This window comes from Blastochloris sulfoviridis (assembly GCF_008630065.1).
Lineage (GTDB): Bacteria > Pseudomonadota > Alphaproteobacteria > Rhizobiales > Xanthobacteraceae > Blastochloris > Blastochloris sulfoviridis.
Map to the genome: position 1 here is coordinate 1 of NZ_VWPL01000039.1, position 22,618 is coordinate 22,618.

At 66.4% G+C, this 22,618-nt stretch carries 10 protein-coding genes and 1 CRISPR repeat array; of the genes, 4 read left to right on the top strand and 6 right to left on the bottom strand.

All coding sequences use genetic code 11. From position 1 onward, the window contains the following. A partial coding sequence (locus F1193_RS15110; RefSeq protein WP_150098631.1) for an ISAs1 family transposase occupies positions 1 to 516 on the top strand: 516 nt, incomplete at its 5' end. Positions 517 to 534: 18 nt separating this feature from the next. After that, a CRISPR array of direct repeats spans positions 535 to 11,026; the repeat unit is 37 nt; unit sequence GCTTCAATGAGGCCCGAGCGTGAAGCTCGGGAGAGGC. Between the two features lie 856 nt (positions 11,027 to 11,882). Here the strand turns inward: F1193_RS15110 and cas2 are convergent. Together cas2 and cas4g/cas1g are read right to left on the bottom strand one after the other, a co-directional pair. Next, a complete protein-coding gene (gene cas2 / locus F1193_RS15115; protein ID WP_170263702.1) occupies positions 11,883 to 12,188 on the bottom strand; it encodes a CRISPR-associated endonuclease Cas2 in 306 nt (101 codons plus the stop codon). Positions 12,189 to 12,198: 10 nt separating this feature from the next. Continuing rightward, complete coding sequence (gene cas4g/cas1g, locus F1193_RS15120; RefSeq protein ID WP_150098633.1) at positions 12,199 to 13,983, bottom strand: CRISPR-associated endonuclease Cas4g/Cas1g; 1,785 nt, start codon at positions 13,981 to 13,983, stop codon at positions 12,199 to 12,201. 399 nt (positions 13,984 to 14,382) lie between these two features. Between cas4g/cas1g and F1193_RS15125 the strand changes: the two genes are divergently transcribed. Then, entirely contained in the window at positions 14,383 to 14,547 is a 165-nt protein-coding gene (locus F1193_RS15125; protein WP_150098634.1) for a YegP family protein, read from the top strand. 2 nt (positions 14,548 to 14,549) lie between these two features. Then, complete coding sequence (locus F1193_RS15130) at positions 14,550 to 14,735, top strand: hypothetical protein (protein ID WP_150098635.1); 186 nt, start codon at positions 14,550 to 14,552, stop codon at positions 14,733 to 14,735. 81 nt (positions 14,736 to 14,816) lie between these two features. Here the strand turns inward: F1193_RS15130 and csb2 are convergent, their stop codons facing one another. Genes csb2 through cas3g form a run of 4 tightly spaced genes read right to left on the bottom strand, consistent with a single transcriptional unit; the run spans position 14,817 to position 21,692 of the window. Further along, entirely contained in the window at positions 14,817 to 16,985 is a 2,169-nt protein-coding gene (csb2, locus tag F1193_RS15135) for a type I-G CRISPR-associated protein Csb2 (protein ID WP_150098636.1), read from the bottom strand. 8 nt (positions 16,986 to 16,993) lie between these two features. Continuing rightward, positions 16,994 to 18,097 carry a type I-G CRISPR-associated RAMP protein Csb1/Cas7g gene (gene cas7g / locus F1193_RS15140; protein WP_150098637.1) on the bottom strand — a complete coding sequence of 368 codons (1,104 nt, stop codon included), beginning with the start codon at positions 18,095 to 18,097 and terminating at the stop codon, positions 16,994 to 16,996. Next, positions 18,094 to 18,984 (bottom strand): type I-G CRISPR-associated protein Cas8g2, encoded by an 891-nt coding sequence (gene cas8g2 / locus F1193_RS15145; protein WP_150098638.1) that lies wholly within the window; start codon positions 18,982 to 18,984, stop codon positions 18,094 to 18,096. Before cas8g2 ends, cas7g begins: the two co-directional genes overlap by 4 nt. Next, positions 18,981 to 21,692 carry a type I-G CRISPR-associated helicase/endonuclease Cas3g gene (gene cas3g, locus F1193_RS15150; RefSeq protein ID WP_150098639.1) on the bottom strand — a complete coding sequence of 904 codons (2,712 nt, stop codon included), beginning with the start codon at positions 21,690 to 21,692 and terminating at the stop codon, positions 18,981 to 18,983. The genes cas8g2 and cas3g overlap by 4 nt, the downstream gene beginning before the upstream one ends. A gap of 551 nt (positions 21,693 to 22,243) precedes the next feature. Here cas3g and F1193_RS17170 point away from each other — a divergent pair. Beyond that, on the top strand, positions 22,244 to 22,417 hold the full coding sequence (locus tag F1193_RS17170; protein ID WP_170263704.1) for a hypothetical protein: 174 nt from the start codon (positions 22,244 to 22,246) through the stop codon (positions 22,415 to 22,417). Positions 22,418 to 22,618 lie beyond the last annotated feature (201 nt).

A 22,618-nucleotide genomic window follows, 5' to 3' on the forward strand; every position in this document is an offset into this window, starting at 1 on the left:
AGCTTGCGAGAGGACGTCGAGTTGTTCGCCGCCGAGCAGAAAGCCAATGGTTTCAAGGACACCGCGATCAGCCGCCATCACAGCGTCGATGGCGATCACGGCCGCATCGAGACCCGCACCACCACGGTGATGCACGACGTGGCTTGGCTGAAAGACCGTCACGACTGGCCCGGCCTGACCAGTGTCGTCATGGTCGAAAGCATGCGCGAGATCGGCGCCAAGTGCGAGCAGGAGACCCGCTTCTACATCGCCTCGCTGGCGTCCCCGGCCGACCAGCTCGGACCCGTCATCCGCAGCCATTGGGCGGTGGAGAACAGCCTGCATTGGATCATGGACATGGTGTTCCGCGATGACGACTGCCGCGTCCGCACCGATCACGCCCCCGCCAATTTCACCACCCTCAAGCACATGGCCATCAACCTCATCCGCAAGGCCCCGGGCAAGGATTCACTCCGCCTCAAGCGAAAAGTCGCCGCCTGGGACGACGACTTCCTCGCAAGCCTCCTGGCAGCGTGATTTTTCACCCGATTGCCCTGTTCAATGAGGCCCGAGCGTGAAGCTCGGGAGAGGCAAGGGTTCGAAGATCACCTTCAATCTTCGTCCCTCCTTGCTTCAATGAGGCCCGAGCGTGAAGCTCGGGAGAGGCACGCGCCTTTGTGGCGGCTAGGCTCGCCAATCTCGGCGCTTCAATGAGGCCCGAGCGTGAAGCTCGGGAGAGGCATGGCCTTCACCCACCGACTGCCGCACATATTTCGCGCTTCAATGAGGCCCGAGCGTGAAGCTCGGGAGAGGCGCGGCGGAGATGGCGGAGGACCAGGGTCCGCCGGCGCGCTTCAATGAGGCCCGAGCGTGAAGCTCGGGAGAGGCGAGTCAGGCCGACGTCGCGCGCAAGATCGCAGACGGTGCTTCAATGAGGCCCGAGCGTGAAGCTCGGGAGAGGCGATCGCGAAGAGCCCGAGATACCGTCCGAAGCCCGTGACGCTTCAATGAGGCCCGAGCGTGAAGCTCGGGAGAGGCCCCGTTTGCGGGCGTTGACTTAGACGCGACAGAAGATGCTTCAATGAGGCCCGAGCGTGAAGCTCGGGAGAGGCAAGTGACGGGGCCCGGAGACGGGCTCCGGTCGCGGGTCGCTTCAATGAGGCCCGAGCGTGAAGCTCGGGAGAGGCGCTCACGGCGGCCGACACCACCAACCGCCTCGCGGTGCTTCAATGAGGCCCGAGCGTGAAGCTCGGGAGAGGCCACCCGCATCGAGACGCTCCTGGAGACACTGGTGCGGGCTTCAATGAGGCCCGAGCGTGAAGCTCGGGAGAGGCGACCCGAACGATCTTCTCTATGTCCACCCGACCGAGGAGCTTCAATGAGGCCCGAGCGTGAAGCTCGGGAGAGGCCAAGCCTGCTGGAGGTGCAGGTGGGCGGAGCGCATTAGCTTCAATGAGGCCCGAGCGTGAAGCTCGGGAGAGGCGCTGTGGCCACAGGAATGCCATCCCGGCCTGTCCCTTGCTTCAATGAGGCCCGAGCGTGAAGCTCGGGAGAGGCTCGTGAACTTCTTCAACGCCTCGCTGGAGGGTGCCCCGCTTCAATGAGGCCCGAGCGTGAAGCTCGGGAGAGGCGCGGCCATGTTCGTTCGTCGCTCCGCGGGGCTGGTCGCCGCTTCAATGAGGCCCGAGCGTGAAGCTCGGGAGAGGCATGTTCGAAGCGTTCCCGGCAGAGACCTACACCCTACGGCTTCAATGAGGCCCGAGCGTGAAGCTCGGGAGAGGCGACATCCTCGACGATCCGGCAGTGCCGCTGCACTGGGGGCTTCAATGAGGCCCGAGCGTGAAGCTCGGGAGAGGCGAGCTTAAGGGTGGCTACTACCCGATCAAGTATGACGGCTTCAATGAGGCCCGAGCGTGAAGCTCGGGAGAGGCCCAGGCCCAAAAACCGGCACCGTGACGTCAGAGTTCGCTTCAATGAGGCCCGAGCGTGAAGCTCGGGAGAGGCGCGCCGCGGCTGGTGCGCCAGAGCGCTGACACCACTGCTTCAATGAGGCCCGAGCGTGAAGCTCGGGAGAGGCGAGAACATCGGCACGGATGAACGCGCCCAAATGAACGCTTCAATGAGGCCCGAGCGTGAAGCTCGGGAGAGGCCATGACGACAACACAGCATCGGTTTTCGTCTGATCTGACGCTTCAATGAGGCCCGAGCGTGAAGCTCGGGAGAGGCCCAGCCGACCATGTTCACCGGCGTCATGGCGACCCAGTTGCTTCAATGAGGCCCGAGCGTGAAGCTCGGGAGAGGCGTGAGGGTGTAAACATGGCCACGGCGCAGGATATCCAGCTTCAATGAGGCCCGAGCGTGAAGCTCGGGAGAGGCGCAATGACGAATAATCGATAGGCGGTAAATAGTTGTCGCTTCAATGAGGCCCGAGCGTGAAGCTCGGGAGAGGCACACGCGGTCGATCCACGCGTCTGGCGCGGCCTCGTGGCTTCAATGAGGCCCGAGCGTGAAGCTCGGGAGAGGCGTGGCCATCATCCTCACCCGAACAGCGACTGGACGATCGCTTCAATGAGGCCCGAGCGTGAAGCTCGGGAGAGGCCTGGTGCCCCGTGAAGCAGTGCCCGCACCACGGGGAGGCTTCAATGAGGCCCGAGCGTGAAGCTCGGGAGAGGCAGGCGACGACGGTAAACCCCAAAGACCTCTTCGGGATGCTTCAATGAGGCCCGAGCGTGAAGCTCGGGAGAGGCCCGAAGGGTGGGCGCCGTGGGCCGAGGCTGTATGCGAGGCTTCAATGAGGCCCGAGCGTGAAGCTCGGGAGAGGCCTGCTCCTGGGCGAGGCGCATCGCTGCCTGGTCGCCGGGCTTCAATGAGGCCCGAGCGTGAAGCTCGGGAGAGGCCCGAAGGGTGGGCGCCGTGGGCCGAGGCTGTATGCGAGGCTTCAATGAGGCCCGAGCGTGAAGCTCGGGAGAGGCCTTGGTCGGCGAGAGCGAGGCGCGCGTCCGTACTGCGCTGCTTCAATGAGGCCCGAGCGTGAAGCTCGGGAGAGGCCAGGCCTCCGCTCCAGGGTCCAAGCTCGCTGACCGCGCTTCAATGAGGCCCGAGCGTGAAGCTCGGGAGAGGCCGTCCGGAGAGGTCTATTTTGGTGGCTCAGAATTGAGCTTCAATGAGGCCCGAGCGTGAAGCTCGGGAGAGGCGCCGCGGCCCGAATGAGGTTCCACCGGACGTCGGCCGGCGCTTCAATGAGGCCCGAGCGTGAAGCTCGGGAGAGGCGTGCGGGCGTGCTCGGGCAGGTCCGTGGCATCGATCGCTTCAATGAGGCCCGAGCGTGAAGCTCGGGAGAGGCGTATGCGGCCACGGACGACTACAAGCTCACCGGCGCAGGCTTCAATGAGGCCCGAGCGTGAAGCTCGGGAGAGGCCCCGCGAGGCCGACGTCTCTGCCCGCAACACCTGGTCGCGCTTCAATGAGGCCCGAGCGTGAAGCTCGGGAGAGGCGAGGCCGTGGGCGAGAAGATGACCACTGGAGAGGAGCTTCAATGAGGCCCGAGCGTGAAGCTCGGGAGAGGCCGCAGTACCCCGGTTAAAATCGACGTTAAAGGTCGATTGCTTCAATGAGGCCCGAGCGTGAAGCTCGGGAGAGGCGACCAGTTGGAGCGTCGCAGCAAGAACCTATCAGAGCTTCAATGAGGCCCGAGCGTGAAGCTCGGGAGAGGCCAACACAATTAGTAGATATCTTCTGACGCTCGTGAATGCTTCAATGAGGCCCGAGCGTGAAGCTCGGGAGAGGCCTGGTGTTGCTGGAATAGACATCAGTACATCTTTACCGCTTCAATGAGGCCCGAGCGTGAAGCTCGGGAGAGGCCACGAAATATTTGATGTCTTCTTTAGTTTGTTTTTGCTTCAATGAGGCCCGAGCGTGAAGCTCGGGAGAGGCGTCGTTCTCGAAACGTTCTTATGACTATTGCCCCCTAGCTTCAATGAGGCCCGAGCGTGAAGCTCGGGAGAGGCGACCATGTTTTATGCTGAGATTTCAGTGTGTTGGGGTGCTTCAATGAGGCCCGAGCGTGAAGCTCGGGAGAGGCTGGTATCGCTGAAATCAATAAGGCGATGGCCGAGACGGCTTCAATGAGGCCCGAGCGTGAAGCTCGGGAGAGGCCAACACCGCGGCCAGAATCGACACGTCTGGGGAGTCGCTTCAATGAGGCCCGAGCGTGAAGCTCGGGAGAGGCGAAGATCGGATTAGAACCTACTATTTCATCGAACATGCTTCAATGAGGCCCGAGCGTGAAGCTCGGGAGAGGCAGAGACCAATGAGCCGCGGGCTGGTGCACCCGGTTGGCTTCAATGAGGCCCGAGCGTGAAGCTCGGGAGAGGCCCGCCGTCAAGCGAGGGTAATATGTCCGGAGAGATGCTTCAATGAGGCCCGAGCGTGAAGCTCGGGAGAGGCACCGCGCAGGCTCAGCTCGAAGCTCAGCTTACACAAGCGCTTCAATGAGGCCCGAGCGTGAAGCTCGGGAGAGGCGTGGGTGATCACATCCTCAATACCCATTCGGTCGAAGGGCTTCAATGAGGCCCGAGCGTGAAGCTCGGGAGAGGCATCGCCCTGGAACCAGGCACCGTCGGTCGAATAGAAGCTTCAATGAGGCCCGAGCGTGAAGCTCGGGAGAGGCGGGGACGAAGAGAATGAGGCGAGCGCCCGCTTAGGACGCTTCAATGAGGCCCGAGCGTGAAGCTCGGGAGAGGCCCTGCCAACTTCCGTAAAGCCTTGAACCCTACTGTCTAGCTTCAATGAGGCCCGAGCGTGAAGCTCGGGAGAGGCGCGTGGAGTGAGACTGAGGAAGGCTTTGACTACTGGTCGCTTCAATGAGGCCCGAGCGTGAAGCTCGGGAGAGGCAACTGATTGAGTTCAAGACCAGTCATTCGTTATATGTGCTTCAATGAGGCCCGAGCGTGAAGCTCGGGAGAGGCACAGCAAAGTATCGGACCGGGTAGTCATGCCGCCGAAGCTTCAATGAGGCCCGAGCGTGAAGCTCGGGAGAGGCATTTTTGTGCGCTGCTGTGTTGCTGCGAGTTGACTGCTTCAATGAGGCCCGAGCGTGAAGCTCGGGAGAGGCCCTATGGGCATACTTAGCTAGCGTGTCAGCGAAGGGCTGCTTCAATGAGGCCCGAGCGTGAAGCTCGGGAGAGGCGGATGCGCAAGGACGCGGACGGCGCTTGGGAGCTGAGGCTTCAATGAGGCCCGAGCGTGAAGCTCGGGAGAGGCCGCTTCGGCGTGCTCGGCGTCCACCTGTGGACCGGGTCGCTTCAATGAGGCCCGAGCGTGAAGCTCGGGAGAGGCCCGATGTGGGCGGACTGGCTCCGCCACGCCGCTCGGTGGCTTCAATGAGGCCCGAGCGTGAAGCTCGGGAGAGGCTTCGAGTGGCAGAACCTCGAAGCCAAGGCACCGCTGCTTCAATGAGGCCCGAGCGTGAAGCTCGGGAGAGGCCGCGGCCCTTTAGCAGTGGTGGCGCGTTGGCGGAGCTCGCTTCAATGAGGCCCGAGCGTGAAGCTCGGGAGAGGCCAAGGTGCTCCTGGATTCGCTGGACGGAATCGATGACGCTTCAATGAGGCCCGAGCGTGAAGCTCGGGAGAGGCGTCGATCGACGCAACGCCGATCGCGAGGCAGTCATGCTTCAATGAGGCCCGAGCGTGAAGCTCGGGAGAGGCCTGCTCGGCAAGAATGCGGGAAATGACAACGCCAAGGGGCTTCAATGAGGCCCGAGCGTGAAGCTCGGGAGAGGCGCTGCTGGCCGAGGTGGTGCGGGCGGTAGACGAAACCGGGCTTCAATGAGGCCCGAGCGTGAAGCTCGGGAGAGGCACATGATCAGCTACTCGCAGTAGAACACTCGTTGCGGACGCTTCAATGAGGCCCGAGCGTGAAGCTCGGGAGAGGCCGGAACAGCCACACCGCGGGCGAGCGCGTAGCCGAACAGCTTCAATGAGGCCCGAGCGTGAAGCTCGGGAGAGGCTCGAGTCACCGCCTCACGCATCGCCGACGTGATGGCGCTTCAATGAGGCCCGAGCGTGAAGCTCGGGAGAGGCAGGGCCACGGTGGCCGGTCAGGTCAGGCTTCAACATGCTTCAATGAGGCCCGAGCGTGAAGCTCGGGAGAGGCGCAATTGAGACGCCGGGGTTTTCCGTCGACAAAGATGGGCTTCAATGAGGCCCGAGCGTGAAGCTCGGGAGAGGCCCAGCACGAGTTCTACACGAAGGAAACTTCGTTCCGTGGGCTTCAATGAGGCCCGAGCGTGAAGCTCGGGAGAGGCTATCAGGAAGCGTAAGGCAGCTACAGTACGTCTAGAGCTTCAATGAGGCCCGAGCGTGAAGCTCGGGAGAGGCTTATCGCAAGATCAATCCCATTTCCAGCGCCGCATTGAGCTTCAATGAGGCCCGAGCGTGAAGCTCGGGAGAGGCCGGCAGAGTCGGAGGACATCAGTGCACCGTCTGGGTCACGCTTCAATGAGGCCCGAGCGTGAAGCTCGGGAGAGGCGCAGACGGCCCGCCGGCACGTGGCGGGTGCGGGCGGGCTTCAATGAGGCCCGAGCGTGAAGCTCGGGAGAGGCGAGCTGGAGAAGAAGGCCGGCGCCGCTCGCAAGACCGAGGCTTCAATGAGGCCCGAGCGTGAAGCTCGGGAGAGGCCAATCTCACCCTCAACGGCCTCAACCTGATGGTGCCGCTTCAATGAGGCCCGAGCGTGAAGCTCGGGAGAGGCCGGCCAGTTGCTCGACAAGATGATCGACGGCTCTCCGCTGCTTCAATGAGGCCCGAGCGTGAAGCTCGGGAGAGGCCCGGCCACATAGGCCAGTGCGTTCGAGCCGCACAGGCTTCAATGAGGCCCGAGCGTGAAGCTCGGGAGAGGCCTGTAGACCGCGATAGCGCGGCAGGCGACACCAGATGCTTCAATGAGGCCCGAGCGTGAAGCTCGGGAGAGGCTCCGTAAACGCCTCCATCGTCTGCACCAGTTCCAGCAGCTTCAATGAGGCCCGAGCGTGAAGCTCGGGAGAGGCGTAATGCCTAAGCGCAAGATCAAAGGCTTTCAGAAAGCTTCAATGAGGCCCGAGCGTGAAGCTCGGGAGAGGCATCGTGCAGCATGCGACGAATAATCTCGTCTTCCTGGCTTCAATGAGGCCCGAGCGTGAAGCTCGGGAGAGGCGGACTAAACCGCATTGAACGCGCTGTGCAGTCAACCATGGCTTCAATGAGGCCCGAGCGTGAAGCTCGGGAGAGGCGCTATCGTTCTTCGGAACGTCAAGCTGAGATTTTCAAAGCTTCAATGAGGCCCGAGCGTGAAGCTCGGGAGAGGCTCTGTCGATGGATGACATTAACCGCTCGTATGAAGGGCTTCAATGAGGCCCGAGCGTGAAGCTCGGGAGAGGCGCTTCGGAGGTGATCGACGAAATTATTGATCCGCCCGCGCTTCAATGAGGCCCGAGCGTGAAGCTCGGGAGAGGCGTTGAGCAGCTACGCATTAGCGATCCTGTCGCAGCGCTTCAATGAGGCCCGAGCGTGAAGCTCGGGAGAGGCTCTGTATGCGGAGGGTCGGTGTTCATCCTTAACTGGCGCTTCAATGAGGCCCGAGCGTGAAGCTCGGGAGAGGCTTAACTTCTCCTACTCCAGCAACACCACCTTACCATGCTTCAATGAGGCCCGAGCGTGAAGCTCGGGAGAGGCGTATTGATCTGTGAGTAAGATGCACATTAATCCCTACGCTTCAATGAGGCCCGAGCGTGAAGCTCGGGAGAGGCACAACGGCGGCTACAGGACGTCGATCGACTGCGAAACGCTTCAATGAGGCCCGAGCGTGAAGCTCGGGAGAGGCCCGCGGCATGAAGCCGCGTGGAAAGAGCTGAAAAAGAGCTTCAATGAGGCCCGAGCGTGAAGCTCGGGAGAGGCGTAGGGTCGGGGCTGGCTGTGGACCCGACGCTGCCGCTTCAATGAGGCCCGAGCGTGAAGCTCGGGAGAGGCCGACATCTTCCGCGCCACTTACGAACCGGTGGAGGACTGCTTCAATGAGGCCCGAGCGTGAAGCTCGGGAGAGGCCAAACGGCTTTGTGTGCATTGACGTGCACAGATAAGCTTCAATGAGGCCCGAGCGTGAAGCTCGGGAGAGGCGGCGCGACAGACCTGCTCTATCGCATCCGCGATGACGGTGCTTCAATGAGGCCCGAGCGTGAAGCTCGGGAGAGGCCCCGCAGCGGAATATCGAGCGAGCGATTGCGCGCCCGAGCTTCAATGAGGCCCGAGCGTGAAGCTCGGGAGAGGCGTTTTCGTTTACGCCGGCAAGCATTCCCGTACGGGGAGCTTCAATGAGGCCCGAGCGTGAAGCTCGGGAGAGGCGCGCGAGGATCGACCGCGACCGGAACTATCAGGCGGAGCTTCAATGAGGCCCGAGCGTGAAGCTCGGGAGAGGCAAGGTAAGCAAAGCCATTGCAAGGCGCACGGGTGAGCTTCAATGAGGCCCGAGCGTGAAGCTCGGGAGAGGCTTGTGGCTGACCTGATGCAAAAGCCGGGCGTCATCATGCTTCAATGAGGCCCGAGCGTGAAGCTCGGGAGAGGCGGCGCTGGCGGAGAGAGACAGAGCGCGCCGCGAAGCGCTTCAATGAGGCCCGAGCGTGAAGCTCGGGAGAGGCCAAGCCCGCGCTCAGGAAGATCGTGCAGCGCATCCTGGCTTCAATGAGGCCCGAGCGTGAAGCTCGGGAGAGGCCTGTCCATTACGGCGCCAGTGTTGTCGCAATTTGTAGCGCTTCAATGAGGCCCGAGCGTGAAGCTCGGGAGAGGCAGTATGACCATTAGTAATTTAGTGGAAACACAAGACAAGCTTCAATGAGGCCCGAGCGTGAAGCTCGGGAGAGGCGCAGACAGCATGGCACGCCGCATCCGCGATGACGGTGCTTCAATGAGGCCCGAGCGTGAAGCTCGGGAGAGGCCGAGACTATCGTGGCCATGTTGGAGGACATTAGTAGTGCTTCAATGAGGCCCGAGCGTGAAGCTCGGGAGAGGCCAAGTCAGCCCCCGCAGCTCGGAGGCGCGCATTCCAGTGCTTCAATGAGGCCCGAGCGTGAAGCTCGGGAGAGGCGAAGCCTACGTGACCGGAGCGCTGTCGCGGATTTTCATGCTTCAATGAGGCCCGAGCGTGAAGCTCGGGAGAGGCGGCGCTGGTCGATCCGTCGTGGTGCCGTCGCTAACGACGCTTCAATGAGGCCCGAGCGTGAAGCTCGGGAGAGGCGTGAGGTGATGATCAAGCAGGCCGAGCTGGAGCAGACGCTTCAATGAGGCCCGAGCGTGAAGCTCGGGAGAGGCATCCTCGTAAAGGGTGGGACGCGCATACATGGCTGCAGCTTCAATGAGGCCCGAGCGTGAAGCTCGGGAGAGGCGCGCCTTGGGCTGGAGCGCGACAACCTCAGTCTGCTGCGCTTCAATGAGGCCCGAGCGTGAAGCTCGGGAGAGGCCTCGTGACGGTTCCAATAGTGAGGGAGCCAGTCACGCGAGGCTTCAATGAGGCCCGAGCGTGAAGCTCGGGAGAGGCGCGTCGGCTAGGGTCGGGCGGGTGTCACGCGGTTCTAGCTTCAATGAGGCCCGAGCGTGAAGCTCGGGAGAGGCCGGTTTGGTGCAGATGGTGCGGCGCCGGCAAAGAGGCTTCAATGAGGCCCGAGCGTGAAGCTCGGGAGAGGCCGAATCAAAGTGGACTCGGTTCATCGGTGGTAAGGTGCTTCAATGAGGCCCGAGCGTGAAGCTCGGGAGAGGCGCGTTTAGGGTCTGGCCCAGGTTGCCCTACCTGCAACGCTTCAATGAGGCCCGAGCGTGAAGCTCGGGAGAGGCAAGGATCCGTCCGCCGCCATCCGCAACGTCGCCCCGCTTCAATGAGGCCCGAGCGTGAAGCTCGGGAGAGGCAACGATACCGCGCCGTTTCAGGCGCACTACGTCACCGCTTCAATGAGGCCCGAGCGTGAAGCTCGGGAGAGGCCGAGGTGGTGGCGGGCGGTGTGCAGGACGTCCTCGCTGCTTCAATGAGGCCCGAGCGTGAAGCTCGGGAGAGGCGTCGGGGCTCGCAGGTCTTACCGCCCTCCTTGCCCCATAGCTTCAATGAGGCCCGAGCGTGAAGCTCGGGAGAGGCCCGGCGAAGGTGACAACGGATCCGGCGACGGCGCTGGTGCTTCAATGAGGCCCGAGCGTGAAGCTCGGGAGAGGCAGGGAAGCTCTGATGTGAGCCTCCCCCTGAGTTTAAGCTTCAATGAGGCCCGAGCGTGAAGCTCGGGAGAGGCCGGTATTGTTTGCGTCTTAAAGGCTCGACGCTAAGGGGCTTCAATGAGGCCCGAGCGTGAAGCTCGGGAGAGGCGATCGCGAAATGAGCGCCGACAGCCATACCGAAAAGCTGCTTCAATGAGGCCCGAGCGTGAAGCTCGGGAGAGGCCTGGCCCGCCGCCGCCATTCCCTCCACAGGTCGCGGAGGCTTCAATGAGGCCCGAGCGTGAAGCTCGGGAGAGGCGTATGCTTGGCAGTCTCGTCAAATCCTCTGCAGAAATGCTTCAATGAGGCCCGAGCGTGAAGCTCGGGAGAGGCCGAGCAGCGGCAGATCGGTCTGCGGGTCTGGCGTCAGGGGCTTCAATGAGGCCCGAGCGTGAAGCTCGGGAGAGGCCTTGCCGCGCACATAGGCATAGACGTTGTTGGTGCCGCTTCAATGAGGCCCGAGCGTGAAGCTCGGGAGAGGCCCGTGCCGATCCGCGGCCCGGTGCCGGTGCATTGCGAGGCTTCAATGAGGCCCGAGCGTGAAGCTCGGGAGAGGCGGCCCGGCGAGGGGCCAACGTAGGCGTGCCGGAAACGGCGCTTCAATGAGGCCCGAGCGTGAAGCTCGGGAGAGGCCGGCCATTGCGGACAGCAGATCGACCGGCGCCGTGTCGCTTCAATGAGGCCCGAGCGTGAAGCTCGGGAGAGGCGGTGGACGGCGGACAAAGTCCACAGCCTCGCCGATTTCGCTTCAATGAGGCCCGAGCGTGAAGCTCGGGAGAGGCCCCCCCTGCCCTTTCCGGAGATCTGGCCGGGGCTTGCGACGCGTTCTGCGAGCGGTTCCGCCGGCACGCTTCACCGAACGGTGCAGAAGCATGGCGCAAACCCTTCACGATGTCAAACATCTTCGTCGTTTCAGAGGCTTGCGCCGCTGCGAGCGGTGCCGCGGAAATCCGCATCACCGAACCGCTCGCAAGACTAGCGCATCCGGGCCCGGCGATCACCTTCTCCGACGCTGGGACCGGCCGCCTAGAGCGTGATCCGATCTGACTGCATCAGATCAGACGCTCTAAGTTTCTGGTTTGTCGCATTTTCTTTCGCGCAACCGGTATCCACTTGTGCGGAAAATGCTCTAGCTCGCCAGGGCACAGTGACGCCCTACATCGCGCGCCACCTGCGCCCCCTCCCCGACACGCCGCGGCACGGGACAGCGTGCGACGAGGTTCCGCCGTGTCCGGAAGATCGCGGCGTCCCGAGGGGCGCTGTTTCAATGAGGCCCGAGCGTGACGCGCGGGAGAGGCGCGGCGCGGCGAGCTTCGGTGCGCACGTCGACATTCACGCTTCAATGAGGCCCGGGCGGGACGCCCGGGACAGGCCCGAACGCAGATCGCCGAGGTCGGTCGGCAGGTCGACGAGCGTCGCATGTGCGCTCGCCGCGACCGACCGCACGGACAGACCAAGCAACCACCTGGAGAGACTTCCCGATGTCAGAATACCTCGCACTTCTTGCGGCGCACGTCTTCGCGTGCGGTGCTGCCGCACGGTTCATCACCGCAGCGGCTGGGCTACTGCCGCATCGCATCCGGCTGACCGTTCACCTCGACGCGGATCGAGAGGGCGTGGTGCCCGACACGCCCGACGTCAGATCACCACCGCGCGCCGCTCGATCGGCTGGAAGCTCTTGCCGAGGCTCTCGACCGCAAGCTCGACATCCTCGGCCGGGCCGAGATCGAGGATGATGACGTGGTCGGTGTCGCGGTCGATCAGGTCTTCGAGCATCGAGGCCATCTCGGCGCGGCGGCCGCCGTCGAGCCGGCAGTGGAACACCGACAGCTGCAGCCAGCGGCCGTAGCCCTTCATGGTCTTGAACACGCGCCGCCAGCGCTTGGGGTCGGAGATGTCGTAGGCGACCACATAGGCGTGCTCGGCGTTGGAGCGGCGGGTCATCAGCTGCTTCTCACCTGGGCACGTAATGCGGATAGCGCGGGATCTCGCCCGAGACGAAGCGCGCGAACAGCCGGGCTTGAATCTGGATCAGCCGGCGCATCGACACCTGATAACCGAACGCCGGATGCGTGGTCTCCTGGTCGAGCCGGCGCTCGTAGGCGGCGATCAGCGCGCGCCGCGCCTTGGGCTTCAGGTTGCAGCCGCCGGCGGCGGAGACGAAATCGTCCGGCGCCAGTTCGCCATTGTTGAGCGCCATCAGCACGGCGGAATCGGCCAGCACCGGGCGGAACGGCTCGATCAGGTCGAGCGCCAGCGCGGGGCGCCCCGGCCGCTCGACATGATAGACGCCCTTCCACGGATCGAGGCCGGCGACCGAGATCGCGGATGCGAACGTGCGCGTCAGCACGGCATAGAGCAGCGACAGGCAGGCGTTCACCGGATCGGCCGGCGGGCGGCGGTTGCGCCGCTCGAACGCAAACGCCGGCAGCGCCGCAACACCTTCCGTGAACAGCTTCGGCAGCGCACGGAAATAGAGCGCCGCCGCCTCGCCCTCGAGTCCAAGCAGCGCGGCTGCGTTGTCGGCGCGCGCGGTGCGGTCGGCGAGCAAGGCGAGGCGATCGAGCAGCGGGCCGCGCTCGCCATCCTCGCCGCGCCAATTGCGTCGCAAAATGGTGCGCGAATTGCGAATCTTGGCGGCCACCAGTTCGCGCGCGAACACAAGCCGGCGCGCCTCGTCGGCCGCGAAGGCATATTGCGCGGTGCGCACGGCGGCGCTGCGCGGCCCCTGCGGGCCGGTGGAGCCGAGATACCAGAAGCCCGACGACATCCACGCCACCGGCACGTCGCGGCGCAGCAGCTCGTGCACGGCGGGCGTGGTGAGCGAGATGGGCCCGGCCAGCACCAGTTCGGAGACCTCGTCGAGCGGCACCGCGCGGTCGGCCTCGCCCTCGACCTGCACGACCAGGGTGAAGTCCTTCTTGGTCACCCGCGCCCCCGGCGTCTGCACGTAGAGCGGCAGCGCCGGCGTCGCGGCCGGCGGCGGCGTGCGGGCGATCGCCCCCTTGCGGAACCAGTTGACCTCGTCGGGCAGGCAGATCGGCAACAGCGAGCAGCGCACGCATTTTTGCGAATGATCGAGCGGCGGCGGCAGGCGGCCGGACGCCACGGTCAGCCGCAGGTCGGAGGCGGCACGCAGCGCGGTGGCGATCAGCTCGTCGGTCAGCTCCACGCGCACCCGCTCGCGGCTGTCGGCGAACCACAGCGCGCCTTCGTCGCATACATAGCCCGCCTCGCGCAGCAGCAGCGCCTGCACGCACACCTGCACGCGCTCGGGCAAATACGCGCCCTCGGCGACATGCGGGCGCTTGCCGGTCTTGATGTCGACCGGCACGACGCAGCCGTCGTCGGCCTCGATGACATCGAGTTCGGCGGTGAGGCCCAGCCGCTCGGAGGCGAGCAGCAGCCGGCGGGTCTTGAGGGCTTTGTCGTCGGGCAGCGCCTCGGGCTCGGGCAGCGCGGGGGCGGCGCCGGTCTCGGTCGCCTTGTGGGCGCGGCGGCCGGCGGCGGTGTCGGCATTGCCGGCCCACTCGCCGCGGCCCCATTCCAGCACGGCGAGGCGCGGGCAGTAGGTCCATTCATTGACCATGCGCGCCGGCACCAGCATCTCGTCGGTGGCGGCCGGCGGCGCGAACAGCGCCAGCTCGCCCTGGCGGGCGGCCGGGCGGGCCGACGCGGCGGGCGTGTCGCCGGGCACGGAGCCGGCCGGCGGATCGGCGCGTGTTTCGGACGAAGACATGGCCACCTCCTGCACGCATTAGGTGCAAGAGGTGGGCCAGGGCGCGGGAAGTGGTTCAATCTGGGGAAGCGAACCCTGCCCCGATCCAGCTTCAATGAGGCCCGAGCGTGAAGCCCGGGAACCGCGCCGCCACTTTCTTAGCGGAAAACCAGCGCCTCGTCAAAATTCGGCTTATGGATTGGGGAAGGGTTAAAAAGGGAATATAGATCCCTATTGCATAATCTCACACGGTGTGGGACTTTCACGCGAAAGTAGTCAGCCCCTCGAATCGGCAAATTCGAGGGGCTGGGGCAACTTCAGCGGTTTGGCCGCGGAAGGCATATCGCTTGTGAAGCGTTGCGTACGATAGCGCCATCCGTCGACTTTTCAAGCCGCGCCTTCCAGCAACAGGACGCGCACTTGTATACGAAGTACCGTGATGCAAACCAGCAATGGCGTTGGCGCTATCAAACCAACGGCCGAATCATCGCTGTCAGCAGCGAAGCCTATGTCAACGAGGCTGACTGTGATCGCTCGATCGAGATCATGAAGAACTCGGGCAACTCTCCGACGCATCGGGAGTGACCATGCGCGCAAAGCCCACGTCACCTCCGCTGACACTCGAAGACGCCATCGAGATCTGGCAACGCCGCAAGAATGGCGTGGCCCAGCACACCCTGGCTGCGTCTTTGGGCGTGAACCCAGGTCGCATCTCCGAGGTCCTGACCGGCAAGAAGTTCCCCGAGGCGCAGCACCTCGCCGACGGGAACTGATTGACTGAATGATGGACAGCGGGCGCCGGTCTCCGGCGTCCGCTGTTTCATTTCAGGACAACCCGATCCTTTTCGTATTCCTCACTCCGCCAGAAACAGCCCGCCGCCCTGGTGGGCGTCGCGGCCGAGCAGGATCGGCCCCGCCACCGCCACCGCGAACGTCAGGCGCACCGACGCCGCAAGGCCGCCGCGCGGGCCCGCCTGCAGGTCGGCGATGTCGATCCTCTCCGGTGCCGGCAGGCCGCGGGCGGCGCACTCGGCTGCGATGTCGGCGGCGAGGAATGCCGCGGGATCGTCGCCGCGCTTGGGGTGACGGGTCGGCCGGTACGCCGTTGCCGAGATCCAGGCCGATGACGGCCCGATCAGCCGGTCGCCCGGCGCTGGTTCCACCAGCGGCACCAGACCGAAGGCGCCATCGCGGCCGGCCACCAGCCGCTCGAAACCGCAGAAAGCCCGCTCCAGCGTGGCGAGGTGATTGCGCTCGTTGCCCGTGGCCTCACGCCGCGCTGCACGGTGCGGCGCGATCACCAGCAAGCGCGGCGCGCAGCCGGGCTCGACCGCGACGAACAGATGATCGTGGGTGCCGGTGCGGGCCGGCGCGCCATCCGCGGCATGGCCGCTGAAGAACAGCGGCAGGCCGGCATCGGGGCGCAGGTCGAGCGCATCGCGCACCCGCGCCATCACCGCACGCCTCGCGGCGGCGGCGAGCCGCGGCGCCAACGCTGGCGGCACCGCGTCGCCAGCGAGCCCGAAGGCGAGGATGCCCGGCACCTCGTCCACCGGCGCGAACAGGCCGAGGCCGAGGAAGCGGCCGTCGCCCAGCACCAGCGGGCCTGAGACCGGCTGCGGGAACACGATCTCGGCATGGGCGAGCCGCCCGGCGGCAAAGCGGTCGCCGGCGAAGCGGTCTGCCGGCACGCCGCCGGCGTGGAACGGCTCGCGGCGCACCGCCAGCACGGTGCCGCGCGCATCGCGCCCGGCGTGGCGCAGGGCATCGGCGAGCCGGCCGGCGGCGAGCGTTTCGGCCTGCAGGCGCTCGGCGCCCCGGCGCCCGTTGCGCGCAGCAACCGGCAGCGCCACCGGCGTCACCGTCCGCCAGCGGCGGGCGGAGACGGTGGCGTAGCGGCCGAGCATCCGGCGGTCGCTCGCCGGCACCAGCATCGGGCCGTCGCGGAGGATTTCGCCGGTGTCGCCGTCGATCTCGGAGAGGTCGAGCCCGGAGAGGCCCCACGTCACATCCTCGACGCGCAGCGGGCAGCCCGAGGGGATCTCGACCGCGAGCCGGCGCAGCGCGAGGCCGGCATGAGCGTGGCCGATCGACGGCAGCGCGAGGACGCGCAGCCTGAGCGCCTTGTCGGCGTCGGGGGCGTCCCTGTCGCCCTTCGCGTAGCGCAGCACATGCGCCGCCTGCTCCGGCAGCGCGGTGGAAAGGCGCTCGACCAAGCGGTCGCGCACCGCGAGCGTCAGTGCCAGCGCACGCTCGACCGGCTGCGGCCGAAACTTCCCATCCGTGCCGCGCAACTCGAACAGCAGGAAGGTCGATGGGCGCGCGTACGCCACCTGGACCGCCCGCGCGTTCGGTGCCTTGCGGAAGCTGGTGCGGGTCGTGCGTCCCTCGCGATAGGTGGTGAAGCGCGCTCTCTCGGCGGCGTGGCGTTCGACCAGCGACAGGAAGCTGCCGCGCGTCGGGCAGGCGAGCCGCTCGCCCTCTCCCGCGCCGCCCGGCACGAACAGCGGTCCGCCGTGGTCAATGAGCCGCGCCTCGGCGACGCCGGCCTCGACGACCGCGGCGCGGGCAAACGCCATATCGATGCCGCGTCCCAGCGCGCAAAGGCGCTCGGCCAGCGCGGCGATGCGGTCGGCGTGCCCGGCGCCGTCCTCGAACCGCCACGCATAGACGAGTGGCACGTCGGGCTCGAACAGCCACGGAACGAACTGCTTGGTCGAGCCGCGGATCTCCGCGATGCGTGCCGGATCGCCGCCGACGGAATCGAGATCGTTGTTCGGCACGTAGATGGTGGTGGCACGCGAGCGCACCGCGCGCGGCGCGGCGATCTCGGGCTGGCGCAGCCCTTCGAGCCAGCGAAAGGCCGCGTCCTTGTCGTGGCGCGGCTCCGCCACCCAGCGGCCGCCATAGGCGCCGGCGATGAGCGCCGCGAACAGCCGGAACGGCGACGGCGGCCAGTCGCCGAGGCCGTGATAGCGGCCGTCCAGCAGCCGAACCTCGATCAGCAGCGCGTGCGCGGCCATGGCCGTTGTCAGCCCTTCGCCTTCTTCTTCGTCTTGCCGTCCTTCTTCTCGTCGAGCGCGTCGCGGGCGCGGCCGGGGTCGAATTTCACCGTGCGGTCCGGCGCGACGCCGAATGCCGCCTTCGCCTCGCGCGCGATCTTCAGTGCGTGGTCGGCATCGAGCGCGACCGGCGTCCGCTCGCCGGTGCGGGCGACCATCGCCCAGTCGGAGGCGCCGTTCGGCGCCGGCGTGAGCAGGCAGCCCTGGCGCAGGAAGGCTTCGGGCGGTTCGGCCGCCGCCACCAGCGCGAGGCCGAGCACGTAGCGCCGCAGCGCCGCGCCGTTGTCGCCGCCAAGCTGGCGCAGCGCGACGAGGTTGATCGTCACATCGCGCCGGATCTCGCCGCGCACCACGACGCCGCCGAGCACCTTCTCCTTGCGGCCGTCGTCGCGCCACACGGCCGGCGCGTGGCGGAACCCGAGCTGGGAGCGGACATCGTTCTCGCTCTTGTCGCCGGTCTCCTCCAGCGCGCCCTCGGCGACATAATCGATCGGCGGCACGTACTGCGCCGCGCGATGCAGCACATCGACATCCCACGCCCGGATCACCGATTGCAGGATGCGCGGCAGCTTGGCCTGGGTGTCGCGCGAGTCCCACGCGCCGAACACCAGCGATGTCGGGGCAAGCTTGGCGAGCGCGCTGGCGTCGCCATTGTCCTGATAGAGCTTGAACGCCGCGCGCGCGTCGTCCGCCAGTCCGGACGAGCGGATCAGCGCATCGCCGAGCCGGTGGCCGGCATCGAGAATCGAGACCGTCCTGTCATTGCCGATGGCGATGTCGATCTGCGGCACCAGCGCCGCCAGCGGGTTGTCCGGCCGGCCCGGTGCGGCGCGCTTGAAGAGCGGCTCGATGCGGTTGGCTTGGGCGCCGACCGAGTCGATGGTCACCACCTTGGTGCCGTCGGACAGCGTGTCGAGCGAATAGCCGATGTCGGCATAGGTCGGCGGGAACACCACGCCGCCCTCGCCCTCCACCGGCACCAGTTGCTGGCGCAGCGCGAGCGCCACCGGGCCGCGCGGATCCTCGGCGAAGGCGGTGAGAAGTTCGGAGGTCAAGGCGTGCGGCGCGGTCATGATGCGGTGTCCTCCCGGGCGAGCTTGATGGCGCGGGCCTGGTTCTCCTGACCGGGCCAGCCGAGATCGATGCGGAACGTGCGAGTTGTGAAGCCGAGACCGGCGGTGCCGAGTGCCGCGCGGGCGAGCGGGGGTGTGAGCAGGTCGCGCCAGACGGCGTATCTGTAGGTGAGCTTGTCGATGCGGTGCGGCCGCGCATGTTCGAGGCCGATCGCAGCGAGGAGGTCGACCAGCGGGAAGCCGATCATCGCCACGTCGCTGTGCGCGTTGGTCGAGAAGCCCGCATCGAACGGGATGGTGCCGGCGCGATAGTCGAACCGCAGATTGCTCGACTGCACCGCGCTTGCGCTCGACGGGTCGAGATTGCCGAACGGATCGGCCCCCGCCGCCGCCCGCTGGTTCGCGGACCAAGTGCGAACTTGCGCCAGCAGATCGCGCACCAGCGCCGGCCCCGGATAGCCCGCCATGCCGGCCCAGAACTTGACATTGTCGATCCCGGCCGACGAGCGGTCGACCCAATGCGATACGAAGATCGACCGCTCGCCGGCGACGAGCCGGCACGGCAGGGCGCTCGGCGTGTCGGGGCGCGGGCACGGGAACACGTCGCGCTCGGATGGAATGGACCGGACGCCCCACTTCTCGGTCGAAAGCGCCCCGCCGTGCGGAACGACGGCGACGGCCTCCGCCTCGGCCAGGAACGCCAGCACCGCTTCGACCGGATTGTCTGTGCCATTGGCGCTGAGGACGAACAGGTCGCGCTCGCCGGTGTCCCATTGAAAGCCGCCCGCGGCGCCGCCGAGCAGAATGTCCGCGGCCTCGATCAGGCCGAGGCAGGCGAACACCTGGCCGGGATTGAACAGATCGACCGGGATCGAAGCCTCGCTCATCGGCCGTCTCCGGGTTTCCCGCTCGCAGCATCCGGCGCCGAGGCGTGCCAATCGGCGGCGCGGAACACCGCCTCCCACCACGCCAGCCCCCATGGTCCCCAAATCTTCTGCAGCCGTGCGAAGCGCAGCGCGGCCTCGCGCGCAATCGTCTCTGCAGCCGAGGGCGGCAGGTCGTCGGGCGCGCCCGGCGCCGGTGGCAGGATCGGTGGCATCACCGGCCGTGCAAGACCGTGGTGAGCAGCGACCAGATGCAGCGCGAGGTCGCGCAGATCGTCCGACAGCCCCGCCAGTTCGCCAGCGAGCGCCGGATCGCGCAGCGCCGCCACCAGCGAGCCGAACTCGTGGCGGTAGCCGGCGAGCAGCGCCGGGTTGCCGCCTTTGCCGGTGGTCTTGGCATAGGGCCGGCCGTCTTTCGGCGCGCCCATCGCGTCCTGCCACAGCGGACGCCGCTTGCCGTGATCGTGCAGCCGCGCCGCCGCCGCCAGCACCGCGCGAAGCTCGGCGGAGAGGTTCAGGCGATCGGCAAGCCGATGGGCCACAGCTTCGACGCGGCCGTGGTGCTCGGCAATGGTTTCGGAGGTGCGGCCGGTCGCGCGATCGGCCCCGGGCGGCTCCGCGGCAAGCCGGTTCTCGACAACAAGCTGGGCCGGGTCCTGCTCGTCGCCGCTGCCGAGCGGCAGCGCGAAGGCGCGCGCCCAGCCATCCTCCGGCGGTTCGTCGCCCTCGATCCGCCGCACCCGCCAGCCGATGGCGGCGATCTCAGCCTCGGTCCAGCCGTGCGCGGGGTCCGGCTCGTCGTCGAGCGTTCGTTTCGGCCCATCGGCGCGGGCATCGAGCAGCCCGTCGGCATCGAGGCCGCCGAGGTCGGCCTGCAGGACGAGGCGCTTGCCGGCGAGCTTGCGTGCCAGGATGTCGCGCGTCCGCGTCTTTTCCAGTTCCTTGCCGAACGCCTCGGACGTCCACGCCGCGACGAACTCGTTTTTCTGATCGAGCAGCAGAACGACCGAGTTCTTCAGTCCGTTCGCCGACACTGCGGCGTCCACCTTGCTTAGCGCTTCGATTCGCTTCTTCAGCACGTCAAGCACCGCAGAGACTGGCGCCTCCAGGATCTCCGAACGTTGGATGGATGCGCGTTCGAAGAAACGATTGATTTCATCCGGCGCAGGTTCTTTGTCGTCGGCGCGCCAAGGCAGCAGGCGCCGCCAGACGATTTCGACCTCGGGCTCGTCCTCCTCGATCCAGCCGCGCAGCCACGGCTCGACCTCGGGCCGCCCGGTGTGGGTGTCGAGCGCGGTCATCGACCACGCCTCGACCAGCGGCAGCGTGAGCGCAGGGCGCAGCGGATCGGGCGTCGTCGCCGCCTCAAGGATCGCTTTGAGTGCCGGATCCGCCGCCGCACGGGCTTTCAGCGCATGCACCGCGCCGACGCTGGCATCCAGCGCACCATCGGGCAGCGCCGGCAGGGCTTCCAGCGCGCGGCGGCGGGCAGCGTCCTCAGGTTTGGCCTTGGCCGGCGGCGGCGCAACCACCACCACCGGTGCCGGCGCCGCGCCGCCGCGCCGGTTGACCCGGCCGAGGCGCTGCACCATGCGCTCGAACGCCACGAGATCGCACACCAGCGCGTCGGCATCGAGATCGACGCCGACCTCACCGGCCGAGGTGGCGACCAGGAAGGCCGGCGCCGGCTCGCCATTCGGCGGCGTGCCCTCCAGGAACCAGCGATAAACGTCCTCCCGCACGAGGCGCTCGCGCTCCAAAACGCGGCGCTGCCCGGTCAGCAGGCGGACACGTCCGTCCTTGCGTTCCTGCTTCACGAGCAGATCGCGCACCTGCTGCGCCGCCTTGCGGCTGTCGCAGAACACCAGCACGCGGCGGGGCGTGCCGTCCGGCGCCTGTCTCGCCTCCCAGGCATGGCGTGCCAGACCCTCGTGCAGCGCGCCGTCGCCGGCGTCGTCGATCCGCAGCGGCTTTTGCGCATCGAGCCGCGCCCGCACCATGGGATGCGCAAAATCGGCATCTGCGAGCGAGAGCGGCGCCGACGGTCCGGGCCTGCCGCGGCCGGTCGCCGTCAGCGCCATCACCCGCAGCGTCGGCACCGGGACGGCAGCCGCCGCGGCGGTGGCCCCGGCCTCGTCCAGCAGCGCGAGGAACGGCGCGCACAGATGGGCCTCGTCGAGCACCACGAGCGTGTCGCAGGCGATCAACCCCGCGTGGACCGGGCGCATCTTCCGCGAGACGCCGTAGCCCCCGAACAACAGCCGCGAGCCGATCATATCGACCGTGCCGACGATGATCGCGGCCGCGCCGGGATCGGTAAACCACAGCCGGTTGGCCGCGAACTGGCCGCGCAGCGTTGCGATCCGAAGCGCCTCGCCCCGCGATAGTCCCAAGGCAGCCCGGACGTCATCGCCCACCGCGCCCGGCTCGCCATCGCCGCCGACGCGCGCCGCGATCGCCGCGGCCTCCGCCGACGCCTGATCGACGACCGCGCGACGATCGACGACATAGATCAGTCGCCGCGGCACGTGTGCGCCGAGCGCCTGGGCGATCAGCCAGACCGCGATCACCGACGTCTTGCCGAGCCCCGTGGGAATGTCGAGTGCCGCCGGGATGTCGCCGGCCCGCAGCCGCTCGTACAGGGCTGCCTGCCACGGGAACGGCTCCGGACGCTCGGTGACCAGCTTGAAGAGGTCGGCGAAGCCGGTCATCGGATCATCACACGCCAAAAAACCGGAAGTGCTGGAGGCGCTTCCCGAAAAACTGCGTGTCGGGTTCTGCGCCCTGATTCGACCTGAACGCGGCTGGCATCGTCCCCCCGAGGAAACACGGACTGCGAACGTCCGGAGCGTGAACAGGAGGGAAGCACAGCCGAAAGTGGCAATCAATAGTAGAAGCGCCGCCTATGCTCCGAAGGGCTCAAGCTCGGACAGGCTTTCCGTCCCGAACAGAGCATTCCTGTCCGCGTCCTGGGCGGTAGCCACGCACGGGGCCAATGCAATGTCCCGCCGACCGATGGCCCGTCGCGGGGCTCCGGCAGTGACGGCGCACCTCGCGCCGCACAGGTCCGGAGAGCCATGCATTCTGGCGTGACGACGTCGCGAGATACAGCGCCCCCGGCAGCGAGCGACCGAAGGACCTCCCGCACCCCGAAGACGTCATCATCGAGCCCGGCAAAGCTGTCTGGTTCCGGTGCGGCGGCGATCCCGAAGAAGCCGAAAAGCACTGGGCGACGCTTCGACGCTGGCGAGATGCCTTCCTCGTGCAGGCCGAGATCGATCGCCGGCATCACCGCCTCGACAAGCGACGCGATGACGAGATCAAGATCACGGAATCGGACCTCATCGTCATCGGCATGGATCGCATATTGCCGAAGCGACACCGGCTCGACGAGGCAACCGATTTTCGGCTGCGCATGAAATTCGGCTGCGCATGAAATACATGGGGATGACCAAGAAGGCGCTGATCGTCGAGCGCCGGCGCATCCTGGATTCAGTCGCTCATCCGCGACCACGTCGGTGCGCGACGGCTCGATCACGTCACCACAGGACCGCGACGTCGTGCACCATGAAGCCAAGCTCGGGCTGTACGTGATTTACCGCAAAATCGATCGATACCATCCCATTTTCAAGGGCGT

Bases quoted from the DNA above. Each gene is read 5' to 3' on its own strand.
- cas2 (WP_170263702.1), bottom strand. From the start codon at position 12,188: ATGACCCGCCGCTCCAACGCCGAGCACGCCTATGTGGTCGCCTACGAC.
- cas4g/cas1g (WP_150098633.1), bottom strand. From the start codon at position 13,983: ATGTCTTCGTCCGAAACACGCGCCGATCCGCCGGCCGGCTCCGTGCCC.
- F1193_RS15130 (WP_150098635.1), top strand. From the start codon at position 14,550: ATGCGCGCAAAGCCCACGTCACCTCCGCTGACACTCGAAGACGCCATC.
- csb2 (WP_150098636.1), bottom strand. From the start codon at position 16,985: ATGGCCGCGCACGCGCTGCTGATCGAGGTTCGGCTGCTGGACGGCCGC.
- cas7g (WP_150098637.1), bottom strand. From the start codon at position 18,097: ATGACCGCGCCGCACGCCTTGACCTCCGAACTTCTCACCGCCTTCGCC.
- cas8g2 (WP_150098638.1), bottom strand. From the start codon at position 18,984: ATGAGCGAGGCTTCGATCCCGGTCGATCTGTTCAATCCCGGCCAGGTG.
- cas3g (WP_150098639.1), bottom strand. From the start codon at position 21,692: ATGACCGGCTTCGCCGACCTCTTCAAGCTGGTCACCGAGCGTCCGGAG.